Below are 16,077 nucleotides of genomic sequence, written 5' to 3' on the forward strand. Positions count from 1 at the left end.
AAGCCGGTACTCATGAACAATCTGGCGAGATGAAAAGGGGCAGCCCGGGCCTCTTAAGTGATCCGAGGCATCAGGCAAGCCTAGGGAAGGCCTCTCCATCGAGGATCACTTCATGACCCAGCGCACCGCACCCGTTTTAAAACATTTCATTCACGGCCTGTTCTGGATGAGTCTTGGCTTGGAAGCGGCGCAGGCCGCAGCGGCGAACTGTTCACAACTGGACAGCTTGCCGGCGACCTTCGAGGTTGGCCAAGGGCTCCAGAGCGAACTGCGCATCCTCGCCCCCGTGACGAAACTGGCCGTCGGCGACCCGAAAATCGCCGATGTGCAACCCAGTGGCAGCGATGCCTTCATTCTCACGGGCCTGGCGCCCGGCGCCACCAGCCTGATGGTCTGGACCGACTGTTCGAAAATACCGCGCCAGAGCATGGTCTTTGTCAGAGGCCGGGCCACTGAGGCGCTGACGAGCGCTGCGAGCATGCCTTCCGAAGACCCGATGCTGCTCGCCCAGGTACAGACCGACATCCGTTTCGTGGAAGTCAGCCGGACCAAGCTCAAGGAAGCCTCGACCTCGATTTTCGGCACCCGCGGCAATTTCCTGTTCGGTTCGCCAAGGACCTTGCCCACCATCGGCGGTGTGGTCCGGCCTTCATTGCCGGTCAATAACGACATGTTCAACCTGTCGTTCGCCACCGGTAAGACCCTCTTGATGATCAACGCCCTGGAAGGCAGCGGTTTCGCCTACACACTGGCGCGGCCGAGCCTGGTGGCCCTCAGCGGGCAGAGTGCGAGTTTCCTGGCCGGCGGCGAAGTGCCGATCCCGGTGCCCAGCGCAGGCAGCGACAACGTGTCCATCGAGTACAAGGAGTTCGGCATCCGCCTGACCCTGACCCCCACCGTCATCGGCAAGAATCGCATCGTCTTGAAGGTGGCGCCGGAAGTCAGTGAGCTGGACTTCACCAACGCCGTGAACATCGCCGGGACATTGGTACCCGCCCTCACGGTACGCCGCACCGATACCAGCATCGCCCTGGCCGATGGCGAAAGTTTTGTCATCAGCGGCCTGATCAGCACCCGTAACAGCTCCCAGGTGAACAAGTTTCCAGGGCTGGGCGACGTGCCGATTCTCGGCGCGTTCTTTCGTGACAATTCCATCAACCGCGAAGAACGCGAACTGTTGATGATCGTCACCCCACACCTGGTCCAACCCTTGGCAGCCAACGCGCAACTGCCGAGCTTGCCCGGCGAGCAACTGCGCAATTACGACCCGAACTTCTATCGCATGTACTTCCTTGAAAGTGGCGAGTTCGACAACCGCAGCGGGCTTTCCCAATGAGCCGGCGCCTGATGTGCAAGGCGTTCGATGTCCAACGGCTCGCCAAGGGGTATTCCATGAAAACAGTGATCGCTTTAACGGCGGCCTTGATGCTTGCCGGCTGCGCCAGCAACGGTGTGGTGGCTTCACGCTCGGCCGATTGTGCCAAGCCCGGGGCCGACCAGGAGCTGGCCCTGAACATGGCGGAAGACATGGCCAACGAGGGCCGTCTATACGCCAGCCTGGCGAACCTCGAACGCTTGCCCGAGGACTTGGTCCAGGTCCGCCTGCGCAAGGCTCGGGTGCTGCGGCTGATGGGCCGCAACGAGGCCGAACCGCTGTATAAAAGCCTGCAGGGGACGTGCCTGGCCGCTGACGGTGAACATGGCCTGGGTCAGCTGGCGGCGGCCAAACATGACAATGCGGCCGCGACACAGTACCTCGAACGCGCCGCGAAAATGGCCCCGACCGAGGGCAAGATCCGCAATGACCTGGGGGTGGTCTACCTCAACCAGCGGCGCATTTCAGAAGCCCGCTTCGAGTTCATGACCGCCATGGAGCTCCAGCAGTCCGACACGCTGGCCGCGATCAACATGGTGACCCTGCTGATTTACCAGGACAACTGGAAGCAGGCCGCCGAGCTCGCCAACATGGCCAAGCTCAGCCCCCGGGAAGTAGCAGATGCCCAGGCCCGTGCGGAAAAAATCAGGGGCTCGGCCCCTCAGGCAGTGACGTCACCCGCCAACCGCCTGACCGAAGTTGTCGATGCTTCAACCGGCGCGGTCAAGTAGAGCGTTACGAGGAGTTCAAGAAATGATGACCAAACAATTGATGATCGTGTGCATGGTGGGCCTGTCCACCGCCGCCTGGGCCATTGAGCCAGGCCCCTCCTCGGCCGCTCAGCAAGGCACCGAGAGCTGGATGCAACTGCAGATTCGCGGCGTGGCGGCCTCCACCCACCTGCAAACCGCCTCGGCCGCCGAGCGCGAGATGGCCATGCAGCGTTGGCTCAACAGCTTCAACTATCCGATCCCGGAGTTCTTTGACCAGGACTCGGCAGGAGAAATTACCAGCGGCAAATGAAGCACGCTGGAAACGAAACACCGCAGCCTTCGACAGTCCCTGCATTTGATCCGATGCAGGGACTGCCGAGGGCTGCGGTCTTTTAGCTTGAGCGGCCGGCAGACCACGGGCCTGAACCTGTGGGAGCGGGCTCGCTCGCGAAGGCGGCTGCACATCCAACATCAATCCAAACTGACCCACCGCTATCGCGCGCAAGCTCGCTCACACAATGGTGCAGAGCCGCCGCAAGAAGCCGGGGCCGCTGCGCAGCCCAGCGGGAGCAAGCTCCCTCGCCACAGGTGCGGTGTTTCGATTGGAATGATCAGTAGGTAGGTGTCAGAAAAACCTGTGGGAGCGAGCCTGCTCGCGAAGGCGGACTGCCATTCAACACGTCACTGACTGACCCACCGCTATCGCGAGCAAGCTTTGCTCCCACAGATGTCCCCACAATGGGACTGTGGTGAACACAAGCCTCATGAACACCCAAGATCATCTGCGGGGAGCCTGCTCGCGATGGCCGACTTACATTCAACACCTAACTGACTGCCCCACCGCTATCGCGAGCAAGCTCGCACACAATGGTGCAGAGCCGCCGCAAAAAGCCGGGGCCGCTGCGCAGCCCAGCGGGAGCAAGCTCCCTCGCCACAGGTGCGGTATTTCGATTGGAATGATCAGTAGGTAGGTGTCAGAAAAACCTGTGGGAGCAGACGCCCTCGCTACAGGTGCGGTGTGTTGACCGGAGTGATCAGTAGACGGATGCCAGAAAAACCTGTGGGAGCAAAGCTTGCTCGCGAAAGCGGACGGACAGTCACTACCTTGACTGACTGACCCGCCGCTATCGCGAGCAAGCTTTGCTCCCACAGATCGCCCACAATGGGCTGTGGTGAACACAAGCCTCATCACCACAAATAGGCGCGTCCTACATATTCCCGAAAGCCCTGAACACCCCGATCATGGCCGGCCCAATGGCGACCAGGAAGAAGCTCGGCCACAGGCAGAAGATCAGCGGGAAGATCAGCTTGGTGCCAATCTTGGCGCCCATCTCTTCCGCGGCCTGGGTCCGCCGGTCGCGAAACTCGTCGGCGTAGATCCGCAGGGTATCGGCCACGCTGGTGCCGAAACGGATACTTTGCGCCAGCAGGCTGACCAGGCCCTGGATATCCTCCAGGCCGGTGCGCACGGCCAGTTGCTTGAGCGCCTCGGTGCTGGTGATGCCCGCCCGGATCTGCGCATTGACCAACGCCAGTTCCTCGGCCAGTTCCACCTGGCTGACCGACATTTCCTCAGCCACCCGCTCAATCGTCGTCGGCAGGGCCAGGCCCGACTCGACGCACACCACCATCAGGTCCAGCGCATCCGGAAACGCGGCGCGCAGCCGGCCTTGGCGGGCCTGCTTGCGTTTGCCGACGTAGATCGCCGGGATCAACCAGCCAATGCCCGCCATGAGGGTCACCCCCAGCAAGCCAATGGCCAATGAAACCTTGACCATCGGCAGCAGCAACAACGCAACGCCAACCAGCAACAGCGGCAACATCAGGCGCACGGCCCAATACATCTGCACCGCCGAGGCAGACCGGTAACCGGCGTGGGTCAGCAAAGTCTGGGTGGCGGACGTATGGGCCTGGTCGGTCGAGGCAAAGCGCTGGCCGATTCGCTCCAGCAAGAGCTGCAAATTACCCGGCGCCTCCTGCCCTGCGCCGGTGCCAGCGTAACCGCGCTTGATCAGCGCCAGGCGCCGCTGCACCGGATCCTGCAAGCCCAGCACCAACAGCAGGAGCGCAACGGCCGTCAGCACCGTGCTGAGGCCAATCGCGGCGATGAACAACAGGCGGGCCAGTTCTTCGTTACCGGTGAACCGACTCAACAATCCGAGCAGAAAGTCCATGGCTGAAACCTCTCGACGCAACAGCGCTTAAACCTGGATCCGGATGATTTTTCTGATCCAGAAAATCCCGATCAACATGGCGCAGAACGCGCCGATGATCAGCTTGTGCCCTATGGGGTCATTGATCAGCACCGGCATGTAGCTGGGGCTGGTGAGCACGATGGCGATCGCCAGCACGAACGGGATCGCCACCAGCACCCAGGCCGACATGCGCCCTTCCGCCGACAGCGTCCTGATCTTGCGCTGGAACCGGAAACGCCCGCGGATCAAACGGCTCAGGCGCTCCAGCACTTCGGTCAGGTTGCCACCGGTCTCGCGGTGGATGAGGATCGAGGTCACCAGCATCATCACCGTCATGCTCGGCATCCGCTCCAGCAGGCCGAGCATGGCCCGGCGCACGTCGTTGCCGTAGTTGATGTCGGAAAAGGTCATACCGAACTCCTGGGCGACCGGGCCCTTGTGCTCCTCGGCGACCAGACGCAGGGTTTCGTTGAACGGGTGCCCGGCGCGCAAGGCCCGGCACATGGCGTCCAGCGCATCCGGCAGACCTTCCTCGAACGCGGCGAAACGCTTGTTGCGGTCCCGCAGGATTTTCAACACCGGCACCCAGGTCACGGCAAAGGCCGCCAGCAGCGCCATCCACCAGACTGGCGAAACCATCAGCACCAAGGCCCCGGCCGCCGCGCCCAGGATCAGACCGAGCAGCATGACCCGATAAGCCCGGTATTCATGGCCGGACTGTTCGATCAGTTGCGTCAGGTTGGCCATGAATGGCAGCTGCTCCAGCCGCGCTTCCAAGGGTGACAGGCGCGTCAGGTATTTCTGCCGCAACACCGTCTGCATGTTGGGCAAGTGGTTGGCCTTCTCCAGCACATGCAGGCGCCCACGAATACGCTTGCGCATCCTGCCGGCCTCGCCGAACACCGGCACCACCACGCCCTGGGACAGCAGGAACACGGCGATGAACACCATGCCCAGGAACATCAGGATGAACTCGCTGGGGATATTGCTCATGACGTCCGGCCCTCCATCCACTCAGGGCGAAACAAGGTCAGCGGCAACTCGATGCCGCGCTTGGCCAGCACATCGCGGAAGGCCGGGATCATGCCACTGGGCCGATACTCCCCAAGCACCTCGCCATGCTCACCGATGCCCTGGCGCGCGAAGGAGAAAATTTCGGTCATGGTGATGATCTCGCCTTCCATGCCGTTGATCTCTTGCATGCTCACCACGCGGCGCTTGCCGTCTTCTTGACGCTCCAGCTGGATGACCACATCGATGGCCGAGGCAATTTGTTGACGCATGGCCTTGATCGGAAACGTCGCCCCGGTCATCGACACCATGTTCTCGATTCGCCCCAGGGCATCCCGTGCGGTGTTGGCGTGAACGGTGGTCAGCGAACCGTCGTGGCCGGTGTTCATCGCCGTGAGCATGTCCATCGCCTCGGCGCCACGCACCTCGCCGATGACAATGCGGTCCGGGCGCATGCGCAGGCTGTTGCGCACCAATTCCCGCTGGCTCACCTCGCCACGCCCCTCAATGTTCGACGGTCGGGTTTCCAGGCGTACCACGTGGGGCTGCTGCAGTTGCAGCTCGGCCGAATCCTCGATGGTGACGATGCGCTCGTTGTGGGGGATGAAACTGGAAAGCACGTTGAGCATGGTGGTCTTGCCGCTGCCGGTCCCACCGGAAATCAGCACGTTCAAGCGCCCACGAACAATGGCCTTGAGCAGCAAGGCAATGGCCGGTGTCATGGTGCCCACCTGGATCAAGCTGTCGGTATTGAGCAGGTCCACGGCGAAGCGCCGGATCGACATGCTCGGACCGTCGATGGCCAACGGCGGAATGATCGCGTTGACCCGCGAACCGTCCTTGAGCCGAGCGTCCACCAACGGCGAGGACTCGTCGATGCGTCGCCCCAGGCTGGAGACGATGCGGTCGATGATGTTCAACAGATGCTGGTCGTCGCGAAAACGCACGTCGGTGCGTTGCAGCTTGCCGAAGCGTTCGACGTAGACCGAAGCAAAGCCGTTGACCAGGATGTCGGACACGCTATGGTCGGCCAACAGCGGTTCCAGCGGCCCAAGGCCGAGCACTTCGTCAGTGATCTGCTTGATGATCAACTGCCGGCTGGCGGTACTCACCGGCGCGGAATGTTCTTCCAGCAGGCGCTGGCAGATATCGCGAATCTGCCGCGCGGCCTCGGCTTGTTCGAGGGCATCGAGCAATGACAGGTCCATGACCTTGAGCAGTTGCTGGTAGATCTTTTCCCGCCACTCGGCTTCCACCGGCGTGACCTGGCTGCGGGTTTCATACAGCACATCCGGGATGGCCTGTTCCCAGGCCATCAAGGCGTCCGTCGGGTCCGGCAAGCTGTCGCCGGGCTGGGCACCCGCCGAGGTGCCAGGTTTGGCGGGCTGTTTGCGCAAGCGGTTACGAAAGTCGCTGATCATGGGTCATCCCCCGAAGAAACGGTTGAAGGCGCGTTTAAGCAGGCCCTTGTTCGTGGCCATCTGGTGACCGACCAGGTCTTCGGTCAAATCGCGCAGGGCGGCGGTGATGGCCGCCTTCGGCGCATGCAGCCCCAACGGCACGCCAGTGTTCTGACTCTGGCTGACCAGGTTGAAGTCATTGGGCAATTTCGACAGGTTCGCGCAACGCAGGGCCTCGCCGATGTCCTTGAGGCTGACGGCGGCGTTTTTGTCATAGCGGTTGATCACGATCTGCAACTGGTCCCCGCGCACACCGAGGTCTTCGCGAAGAATCCGCACCAGGGCGCTGGCATCACGCAGGTGGCTGACGCTCTGTTGCACCACCACGTACACCCGGTCCACCTGTTCCAGCACCGAGCCGGTGAGGTGATCGATCTGCCGCGGCAGGTCCACCACCACCCAGTCATAACTGGCGCGGGCCAGTTGCAACAGGGCATCGAGCTGTTCAGGCTGGGCGTCCTGGGGCAGGCACAATTCACCGGCCCGACCACCCAATACGTGCAGGGTCGGGCTGAAGTGACTGCAAAAGCCTCGCAGCGCGACGCTGTCCATCTCATCGACCTGCTGCAGCACTTCCAGGTGACTGTGGGACTGCGCCACGTCCAGGTAATGGGTCACGCTGCCAAATTGCAGGTCCATGTCCAGCAACAGGGTATTGCCTGCCCGGGCGCTGAGCTGCTGGGCCAGGTTGCAGGCCACCAAGGTGCCGCCGGAGCCGCCCTTGGCGCTGATCACCGCGACCAACTTCCCTTCGTTGCCGTTGCCGAGACGAACGTCCGCCACCAGGCGATTGAGCGCCGCCACCAGCTCCGTATCGGCGATGGGTTCGGGCAACACATCCCGGGCACCGGCCTGCATCGCCAGGCGCATGCCTTCCTGCTCGCCCAAAGGACCGCACACCAGCATCGGCGGCCGTTCATGGGCAGGACGTTGCAGCAACGCCGACAGTTCCTCTCGCCACAAATGGCTGACCCGCAGCAGCAACAGATCGGGCATGCGATCCAGCCCATAGAGCGGATCGACATGCCCATTGCTGACCAGGCGCGTGCTGACCTCAAGGCCCGGCATGCGCTGGCAGACGCATTGCAGGTCGCGCAGTGCCGTGGCATCGCGACTGCTGATCAGTATCCGCAGCCCGGCTCTGCCAGTGGTGGTTGAAAGCGGATTTTCCCTGGTGTTCAGCATGGTGTGATCTCCGCGGAATCGGAATGACGCCCAAGGCTTTCGCGTGGCAAGGTTGCCTGGAACGTCGGCAAGGTAATGGGCACGCCCAAGCCGGGAATGAACAGGTTGAAAACGAAGTTCTGCACGCTCAGCCGCACATAGCGGATGGCACGAAAGCCGGTGGTGCCGGACGTGTTGGAGGGGTTCGCCACCACGGCGCCGTTGACGTCCAGGTAGGTCAGCGCCAGGTTCGAGGTCGCCAGGTTGCTGATCAACTGACTGGTGCCAGCGTCCGTCGCCGCGTTGAAGATGGCCCGGCGCAGGACCACCGGGTCGCTGACATTGCACACCGCCGCCAGCCTCGCGCCACGTCGCGCGGCTTCATCCAGGGCGTTGACGGTGAAGTACAGCCGGCCCATTTCCACCACGCCGAACAGCAGGATGAACACCAGCAAGCCGACGAAGGAGAACTCCACGATGTAGGTGCCGCCCATGTGTTTGCGATTCATCACAGCGCCCTCATGACGGTGGTCGCCACCAGTTCGATGCCCAAGACGGTGGACGCACCGAAAAAACCAGGGATCACCGTGCCGATCACCGGCGAGAAGGTGTGCTTGATGGTGACGCGCACATGATCGATGCCCTCGGTGACGACCTCCACGTCGGCCGTGGTCAACCCGGACACCACGGCGTCGCCGGCAGCACTGGGCACGCCATACACCGCCACGTTTTTCGTCTGGGTCAGCAACGTGTTGTTCAGCGTGATGCCCCCCAGGGTGGTGTTCCACGCCTGGCTGGCGACGAAGCGATCGGCATCGCGGCTGGCCTGCAACAGCACGTTGTACTGGTAGAGCATCCGGCCGAACTCGCCGAAGGCCAGCAGCAGCAACAGCAGCAACGGCAGCACCAGGGTGAACTCCACCAGCGCCACGCCTTGTTGGGCTCTTGCGGGTTTGAAATGAGAAAGTCCCATGACGCCTCCTACGAGTCGGTGCTCGGCGTGCCGCTGCCGTTGAGATAGGTTTTGTAGAGCTGGATGATCTGTGGGCCAGAGTCGGAGGATGGCGTCGGGCCGGGCACGTTGTCGCCCTCGCACTCCTGGACGAACTGGCCGAAGATGATCGACTCCGAACCACCACCGTTCACCGGTTGCAGGACGAAATAGCAGCCAAACCCCAGGACGGGAATCGACGTCGAGCCGCTCAGTTTCCCGGCGCAATCGCCAATCACGATCTTCAACATCCGGCGCTCGAAGACCCCGTTGCTTTCACAGCCGCTGGCGCCCCCGGCCACACAGGCGGCGACCTGGGCCCGCCAGTCGTTGTAGTCCTGTATCGCCTCGCCGCCCGCCGAGAGATCGCCGTTGCTCGAGGTGATCGCCTGGCCTTTGTATTCCGGCCGGGGGACCGAATCGTTGTAGGTGATCGCCGGGCTGCCTGAAGACGTGACCAGGTCCGGTGGATAATCCGAAGAACTGACCGGGCCGTTATAGACACCGAAACGGGTGTTCAAGCCTTGGGAAGTCGGGCCGGCTTTATTGCCCGGCGCCGTCTGGACGTTGTCGCCAACGCTGCGGCAGACCGAGCCCCCGCCGGCCAGGTCCTCGCGGACCGCACTGCCGCCGGAGCCGAAATCCAGCAATTGGAAGTTGCCCGGGCCGATGGGCGAGGTGTTCCCCGCCGCCGTCTTCAAGACTTCCAGATCGCCAAATTGATACCCCCAGAAGTTGCCGGCGGCCGGGTTGTACTCAGTGGGCTCGCCACAGACCATCAACGGCGCCAGGTCACACGGCGAGGTGGGGCTGGGACCCGCCGTGGCAATCGCCGCCACGCGCTTGTTGCCGAGCCCGGCGCTGCCCATGGTTTGCACGAAGCTCCAGAAAAAACCGTCCAATTGATAGCTGGCCACCGACACCCGCACGTATTTGGCATCGCTAGGCCCAGGGTAGGAGAACGGGCCATAGACGCTGCTGGCCAGTTCCACCACGGCGAACGTGCCCGGGTTGCCGGCAACCGCGGTGGCCAGCTCGGTGTTGCCCACGGCGCTGGCATTTCTGTTCAGCGTATCCAGGGCGGCCGCGCGGGTGGTGCTGGCCATGTTGATGCCGCCACTCACCTGGCTCAGGGTCTTGGCGCCGCCCAAGGCCGCGGCATCCACCGCATTTTGCAGGCGCGTCTTGTTCAGCAGCATGTGCCCGCCATCGAGGGCCAAGGCCGCCATCATGGAAATCGCCACCAACGCGATCACCATCAGTACACTCACCGCCCCTCCCTGGCGCCGGATATTGGCATTCATCATCGAGCCCTCGCCTACAACATTTGAGGATCGGCATCGCCACGGCCCGCAAAGGCCTGGCATGGAGGGATCACTCAGCGGACATTGATCACGCTGCTTTCAACCCCGCGGATCAGCGTGACAGCCCCGCCTTGCGGCTTGGCACTGCGCTGCACCACTGGTTTGGGCACCGGTGCGGCCGCCATGGCGATGACCGGCGCAGGGGCTGGCGGCGCAACGGCCACGGCCTTTTTTTCCAGGTTCAACGGGTTACGCAAGGCCAGTTGCAGCTTGCCTTCGGTCTGCGCGGTGACCAGCGCTTCGGCTTCGGTGGCGGACATTTCCAGGGTCACGGCCCGCACCACCACTGGCTGGGTCTTGTCGGTGCCCGCCGTCTGGTCCACCGCCAGCACTCGCAGGTTTTCCAGGATGGTCCGGGACGTGGCGCTGTTGCTGCCGGCGTTGGTGGTCTTGGTCGCCAAGACATCGACCCGGTTACCTGGCAAGAGGAAGCCGCCCACGCCGACCACATCGTCCACGCGTACCGAAATGGCGCGTTTGTCCGGTGCGATCAGCGAAGCCAGGGTACTGCCGCCCAGGTGCTCGCTCAGGCGCGCGCCCCGCACAATGTCGCCGCGCAGGATGTCAAAGGTGGCGATCTTGCCCACGGCCTGTTCGCTGGCATCGAAGGCATCGTCCGGGATCGTGTCCATGGGCATGCGCACGGTCGTGACCTGCTGGGCCTCGACCATTTGCCCGAAGGGAATTTCCACCGTCGCGACCACCACGCTTCGCAGGTGATCATCGGGGGTCGCGTTGAGTCGCGCGCTCAGCCAGGAGTCAGCCATCCATGCGGCACCAAGGCCCATTACCAGGGAAACGCCTATCAGCGGAAGCGTACGAGAGCTCATGTCGGTATCTCCAGATCAAAGGAAGTCGAGCTGAACGAAGTAGTTGTGCCAGGCCCAATCCAGCTCTTGCGGCGACAGGGGCCCGGAACCGCCCAGGTAACGCTGGCGGTCGAGCGCCATGTTCAACAGGTCACGGGGATGGCAAGGCACCAGCGGCATGCCTTCGCCGCCATACAACCGCTGCAGGACATAACGCACCAACAACGGGTCATAGGGGATGCCCAGGCGTTCGCATTCCTGGCGCCAGATGCGTTCGTACTCCTCGGGCTTGAGGTAGCCGAACTGGACCTTGTAGCCAATGCGCCGCAGGAAGGCCTCGTCGGCCAATTCGAGGGGATTGAGGTTGGTGGAAAACACCAGCACCAGGTCGAACGGCAACTCGCAATGCCGACCGCCGCCCAGGTTGATGAAGTCGCGCTTCTCCTCCATGGGCACGATCCAGCGATTGAGCAATTCGGCCGGGGCCATGCGCTGGCGACCCATGTCGTCAATGATGAACAGGCCGTTGCTGGCCTTGAGCTGCAACGCCGCCTGGTATTGCCGGGTGAACGGGTCGTAGCGCACGTCCAACTGCTCCATGCTCAACTCGCCGCCGGTGATGACGATCGGGCGTTTGCAGCACAGCAGCCGGCGGTCAATGCCTTCGTTGAGCATCAGGTTGTTGGTTTGGCTGTTGTCATCCAGGCGCTGGTGCACCTGTGGGTCGTAGATTTCGATCACCGACTCGTTGATGACAATCGCGTGGGGCACCCAGATGGCTTCGGCGAACAACCGGATCAGCCGGCTGCTGACGTAGGTTTTGCCGGTGCCCGCCGGGCCGTAGATCATGATCGCCCGCCCGGAATTCAGGGCGACGCCCAACTGGTCGAGCATGCCCTGGCTCAGCACCATCCCCGCCAAGGCCTGGTTCATGTCCTTGGCGGTGATGCGGCCGTGGTGAATGGTCTGGATCTTGATCAGCGAGCGATAGGTGCTCACCGGAAACGGCGCAGCGCCGATGTAGCCACTGCGGGCCAGGGCATCACGGGCGGAGCTGCGGCCGCGCTCGGTCAGGCCATAACGCAACGTCTGCCCGCCGGTCTGGCCCAACTGACCCAACACTTCGACGCGACCGTCCTTGCGCAGGAACGCCAGGACTTCTTCCAGTACCGCGCCGGTCAGGGCCAGGCGCTCCACCAGCCGCGACATGTCCAGCACACCGCCATCGTGCAAGTGCTTGCACACCAGCTCACCGAGGAAACTGTCGCTCAGGCCGGTGTCGCGAATGGTGCATGGCTGGGGTGCCAGGCGTTGCACCGCTTCCCGTTCGCTGGGGTAGGCATCGCTATCGTTGATGACGTGCATGACTAGACTCCCCAGCCGCCGGCAACCAGTTGCCAGTAGACGCTGTTCAAAGTACCGATCAGGATCGCAATCGAATAAGGAAAGGGTTTGCCGGCCACTTCATCCGACGTCGGCGCCAGGTAGGACTGGGCTCGCACCATCAACCAGTAGCGTCCCAGGGTCTGGAGCAGTTGGCCGCGGGCCAGGACGATCAGGAAACCGCATACACCGCCGGCGATCAGGCTGAACAGCGCCGCCCACAGTGCGTAATGAAAAGGCAGGAAGCTGCCGACCATGGTCATCAGCTTGACGTCGCCGGCGGCCATGCCACCCACTGCGTACATGGGCAGGAACAACCCGAAACAGATCAGCATGCCCAGCAGGCTGTCGCCCAGGCCACCGATCCCGCCGGTATAGACCTGGCCGGCCAATCCCAGGGCAATACCCACCAGGACCAGCGTGTTGGGGATGCGATGGCGACGCAGGTCGCTCACCACCGCCACACCCAGCAATCCCAGCAGCAATACCGTCGACACCAGCAGTTCCATGGACATGATGCGTCTCCCTAGGGGGTGGTTATCGTTAGCAGGCGACGTTGCCATTGGCGGCTTGGCACAGCGCCCGGATCTTGGTATCCACGACGCCGCCCAGGAGGACGAATGCCGCGGCGACCAACACCGTGATCAAGCCACCCGCCACCGCGTATTCAACGATGGTCAGGCCGTCTTCATCTTTGGCGAACTTGCGGATCGAAGTTCTGATTGTCTGGAGAGTCATTTCGTATACCTCACGCTGATAAGAAGTCACGGCTACGAAGTTGATGGGAGGGGACAGCGTGAAGTCCATTTGATTGAAGCGTTGTACTCACTGCAAAAGAGTCGCAAGCGTTATTCCTTGAGCGTTACCGTGTCCCCAGGCAATGACTGGCTTACGCGCAGGCAACGTTGCCGTTGACCGCCTGGCACAGTGCACGGATCTTGGTATTCACCGCACCGCCCAGAAGCACAAACGCGGCGGCCACCAATACGGTGATCAACCCACCGGCCACGGCGTATTCCACAATGGTCAGGCCATCTTCATCTTTGGCGAACTTCACTACCGAAGCCTTGATTGTTTGAAGAGTCATTTCGCACACCTCATTGGGGTTGTTTTCTCAAGAGGCAGTACATTGCGAACTGCCTGATGCAACCCTAGTCAGCGGGTGGTCATTGCCGTTAGGAGGATTTTGCACATCGCTAGGATTTTTTTGCGCGGGTTGGGAAAGAGGCCGGGGCGGGGAATTGGCCCCTGCGACAGCCCTGGGCAGGCGTCCCGCGAGAGGATGACGGGAAGAAATAGGATTTTTATGAAAAATAATTCGGCGAAGTGATAGCACAGTGACAATACTGCTAGCTAAAGGGCAGAAAGAACCTGTGAGTAGTCGTCCTATGGCACCCAATCCGACTGGAAAGCCAAAGCTGTTATGGTTCGATCTGACCCATGATCGGTCCACTCAGGAGCTCGTCTCCCAGTTCCGGGACACCTGCGACTGCACGCTGGCAAAAAACGCCATGCTGCCCAGCGCGGAACAGGTCGACATGATCTGCATCCATTTCGACCGCCCGGACACGCCGGGCCTGCGACGCTTGCTTGAGATCAAGCGGACCGTGCCCGGCACCCCCATCACCATGTTCACCGTGCAGCACTCCGAGGAACTGGCGGTGTGGGCGATGCGCTCCAGCGTCTGGGAATACATGGTGCTGCCCTTGTCCGTCGCCGAGCGAAAGCGCTACCTCACCGCCGTGGCCCAGCTGTGTGAGCTGCGCCGCAATACCGGTGGCCGGGGAAGAACCTCGCAGATCGACCACTCCCCGACCCTGCCGGACAGCATTCGCCTGACTTCAGGGCACCAGAAGCACCAGGCCCTCAGCCACATCATGCTGTACATCGACCAGCACTTTCGTGAGAGCATCGATCAGCGCGACCTGGCCAAGCGCTGTGGCATGACGACGTTTCGCTTCAGCCGGGTGTTCAAGGAAGCCAATGGGCTCGGCTTCACCGACTACGTACTGAACAAACGCATGAGCTTCGCCAAGGAACTGCTCGACAACAGCCAGATGCCCATCACCAGCATCGGCTATGAGGCCGGCTTCAAGGACCCGTCCTACTTTGCCCGCGCCTTCAAGCAATACGCCAGTTGCACGCCCAGCGAGTACCGTCTCGCGTACCAGATGCGCAGCGCGAGTCCTGCACCGGAGCCTGCGGATGAGGCGGCCCTGGAAGCGATTGAAAACCTGGTGCACAGCCTTGAGGGTTGATATTCAGACTCATGGCGCGAGCTTTCTTCTCTCGATTGGAATGGACAGCACGATGCTGGTCCGCGTCTCTCCGTACGCGTTGATTTTCGCGATGATGTCCTCGATCTCAGCCATGGACCTGGCGTAGATCCGGATCAGATAGGAGTCATTCCCCGTGATGTGCAGGCACTCGACGACCTCGGGTATGTCGGTGAGCGTCGCGATCAATTTGGCTTTTGCCGGCTTGAGGGTGGTAATGCCGACGACGGCCGATATGCCGTAGCCCAGTTTGGTAGGATCCAACTGAGCGCAATAGCCCTTGATGACCCCGGAGTCTTCAAGTTTGCGCAACCTGTCATTGGTGGCAGGAATAGAAAGACCCGCGTGCTTGGAAAGCTCTGTGATGGAGATGCGACCACAGTCCTGTACCTTACCCAGGATTTTGACGTCTATACGATCCATGTGCGTTTTCCCCGGTTAAAAGTATAAATTTTAATGAAAAGCCTGCGTTTTTCATTAAAAAAAGCATGCACCAAAATAAAGCATGGCGCTAGTCTATTTCCAGCCTGAAAAACCTGAAAAAGAATCCGGGTAATCAATAGCCCTGCTCTTTAGCGTGACGCACTCATAATAAAATATTCTCTCCAGGGATGGTGTTCGCATGGAAGATGAAAAGAAAAAGTGTGGAAAAAAGCCTCACCCGTTGATTCAGCATATTGGCACGCAAGTCCTAAATCTCCGCCACTTCAAGAAAGACCAGATACTGATGTACCTGATGGGCGTCAGCTTCTTTTCGCTGGGTGCCAAGTGCTTCATCATCAGTCAACTGGGTACCGATCCTCTAGACGTCTTGATCATCTCGATCGATAAAATGCTTATGCTCGGCATGGGTGTTTGTTCGGCTATCGTGTCGCTGTTCTTCCTGACCTGGTGGATGCTCTGGAACAAAAAATACCCGCCAATAAGCCCCTTCATTACCACGACGCTGACCGGACTGCTGATTGATCTCTGGTCGTGGCTGGGGCTCGGAGAGTATTTGATCGTCAGAATGAATGAGTACGCGTTATTGGCCTCGGGGCTGATGTTATGTGCCTATTCATCCGCATTGATCATCATGAGCGGTATTGGCATCAGGATCATGGATCTTGTGGTATTGACCATGGTATCCAAATGGAACTGGTCATTCACCAAAGCCAAAATGATCATTGAAATCGGCATCTTTTCCAGCGGTTGGCTTTTAGGCGGGCCGTTCGGTATAGGTACGATTGCATTCCTGCTGGTAATTGGCCCGCTTATTCAACCGTTCATGAACATGAATGCCAAGCGCTTTGCACTTAAGAACTATGGATTGATGAGCGCTTCATCCGCTTACTAA

At 61.1% G+C, this 16,077-nt stretch carries 18 protein-coding genes; 5 read left to right on the forward strand and 13 right to left on the reverse strand.

The features are described from left to right. Positions 1–112: 112 nt before the first annotated feature. Genes HU715_RS14950 through HU715_RS14960 form a run of 3 tightly spaced genes read left to right on the forward strand, consistent with a single transcriptional unit; the run spans position 113 to position 2,398 of the window. Complete coding sequence (locus tag HU715_RS14950) at positions 113–1,336, forward strand: type II and III secretion system protein family protein (RefSeq protein WP_186707171.1); 1,224 nt, start codon at positions 113–115, stop codon at positions 1,334–1,336. Between the two features lie 56 nt (positions 1,337–1,392). Continuing rightward, positions 1,393–2,106, forward strand: a complete 714-nt coding sequence (locus HU715_RS14955) for a tetratricopeptide repeat protein (RefSeq protein WP_186707170.1) — start codon at positions 1,393–1,395, stop codon at positions 2,104–2,106. 22 nt (positions 2,107–2,128) lie between these two features. After that, positions 2,129–2,398, forward strand: coding sequence for a DUF3613 domain-containing protein (locus HU715_RS14960; RefSeq protein WP_186707169.1), 270 nt, complete (start codon positions 2,129–2,131; stop codon positions 2,396–2,398). Positions 2,399–3,296: 898 nt separating this feature from the next. Here HU715_RS14960 and HU715_RS14965 read toward each other — a convergent pair. From HU715_RS14965 to HU715_RS15020, 12 genes are all read right to left on the reverse strand, one after another. Continuing rightward, complete coding sequence (locus tag HU715_RS14965) at positions 3,297–4,262, reverse strand: type II secretion system F family protein (protein ID WP_186707168.1); 966 nt, start codon at positions 4,260–4,262, stop codon at positions 3,297–3,299. Between the two features lie 27 nt (positions 4,263–4,289). After that, the gene (locus tag HU715_RS14970; RefSeq protein ID WP_186707167.1) at positions 4,290–5,276 is read right to left on the reverse strand and encodes a type II secretion system F family protein; all 987 of its coding nucleotides are present in this window, start codon (positions 5,274–5,276) and stop codon (positions 4,290–4,292) included. Continuing rightward, positions 5,273–6,715, reverse strand: coding sequence for a TadA family conjugal transfer-associated ATPase (locus HU715_RS14975; protein WP_186707166.1), 1,443 nt, complete (start codon positions 6,713–6,715; stop codon positions 5,273–5,275). The genes HU715_RS14970 and HU715_RS14975 overlap by 4 nt, the downstream gene beginning before the upstream one ends. Before the next feature lie 3 nt (positions 6,716–6,718). Continuing rightward, positions 6,719–7,939 (reverse strand): AAA family ATPase, encoded by a 1,221-nt coding sequence (locus HU715_RS14980; RefSeq protein ID WP_186707165.1) that lies wholly within the window; start codon positions 7,937–7,939, stop codon positions 6,719–6,721. Further along, positions 7,933–8,427, reverse strand: a complete 495-nt coding sequence (locus tag HU715_RS14985) for a TadE family protein (RefSeq protein WP_186707164.1) — start codon at positions 8,425–8,427, stop codon at positions 7,933–7,935. Before HU715_RS14985 ends, HU715_RS14980 begins: the two co-directional genes overlap by 7 nt. Next, positions 8,427–8,891: a TadE/TadG family type IV pilus assembly protein gene (locus HU715_RS14990; RefSeq protein ID WP_186707163.1), complete on the reverse strand. Its 465-nt coding sequence runs from the start codon at positions 8,889–8,891 to the stop codon at positions 8,427–8,429. The genes HU715_RS14985 and HU715_RS14990 overlap by 1 nt, the downstream gene beginning before the upstream one ends. Positions 8,892–8,899: 8 nt before the next feature. Further along, entirely contained in the window at positions 8,900–10,216 is a 1,317-nt protein-coding gene (locus tag HU715_RS14995) for a TadE/TadG family type IV pilus assembly protein (RefSeq protein ID WP_186707162.1), read from the reverse strand. Between the two features lie 71 nt (positions 10,217–10,287). Beyond that, the gene (gene cpaB / locus HU715_RS15000; protein ID WP_186707161.1) at positions 10,288–11,103 is read right to left on the reverse strand and encodes a Flp pilus assembly protein CpaB; all 816 of its coding nucleotides are present in this window, start codon (positions 11,101–11,103) and stop codon (positions 10,288–10,290) included. A gap of 15 nt (positions 11,104–11,118) precedes the next feature. Continuing rightward, complete coding sequence (locus HU715_RS15005) at positions 11,119–12,447, reverse strand: DUF8689 domain-containing protein (protein ID WP_186707160.1); 1,329 nt, start codon at positions 12,445–12,447, stop codon at positions 11,119–11,121. Between the two features lie 2 nt (positions 12,448–12,449). Continuing rightward, a complete protein-coding gene (locus tag HU715_RS15010; protein WP_186707159.1) occupies positions 12,450–12,980 on the reverse strand; it encodes an A24 family peptidase in 531 nt (176 codons plus the stop codon). A gap of 28 nt (positions 12,981–13,008) precedes the next feature. Then, on the reverse strand, positions 13,009–13,203 hold the full coding sequence (locus HU715_RS15015; protein WP_186707158.1) for a Flp family type IVb pilin: 195 nt from the start codon (positions 13,201–13,203) through the stop codon (positions 13,009–13,011). A 151-nt stretch (positions 13,204–13,354) separates the two neighbouring features. Next, positions 13,355–13,552, reverse strand: coding sequence for a Flp family type IVb pilin (locus HU715_RS15020; RefSeq protein WP_186707157.1), 198 nt, complete (start codon positions 13,550–13,552; stop codon positions 13,355–13,357). A 301-nt stretch (positions 13,553–13,853) separates the two neighbouring features. Between HU715_RS15020 and HU715_RS15025 the strand changes: the two genes are divergently transcribed. Further along, a complete protein-coding gene (locus HU715_RS15025) occupies positions 13,854–14,723 on the forward strand; it encodes a response regulator transcription factor (RefSeq protein ID WP_186707156.1) in 870 nt (289 codons plus the stop codon). Positions 14,724–14,732: 9 nt separating this feature from the next. On the opposite strand, the gene HU715_RS15030 is transcribed toward HU715_RS15025, so the two are convergent. Then, positions 14,733–15,164 carry an Lrp/AsnC family transcriptional regulator gene (locus HU715_RS15030; protein ID WP_060741195.1) on the reverse strand — a complete coding sequence of 144 codons (432 nt, stop codon included), beginning with the start codon at positions 15,162–15,164 and terminating at the stop codon, positions 14,733–14,735. Between the two features lie 199 nt (positions 15,165–15,363). On the opposite strand from HU715_RS15030, the gene HU715_RS15035 reads away from it, so the two are divergent. After that, a complete protein-coding gene (locus HU715_RS15035; protein WP_186707155.1) occupies positions 15,364–16,077 on the forward strand; it encodes a YczE/YyaS/YitT family protein in 714 nt (237 codons plus the stop codon).

It is taken from the genome of Pseudomonas zanjanensis, assembly GCF_014268745.2.
GTDB classification, from domain to species: domain Bacteria; phylum Pseudomonadota; class Gammaproteobacteria; order Pseudomonadales; family Pseudomonadaceae; genus Aquipseudomonas; species Aquipseudomonas zanjanensis.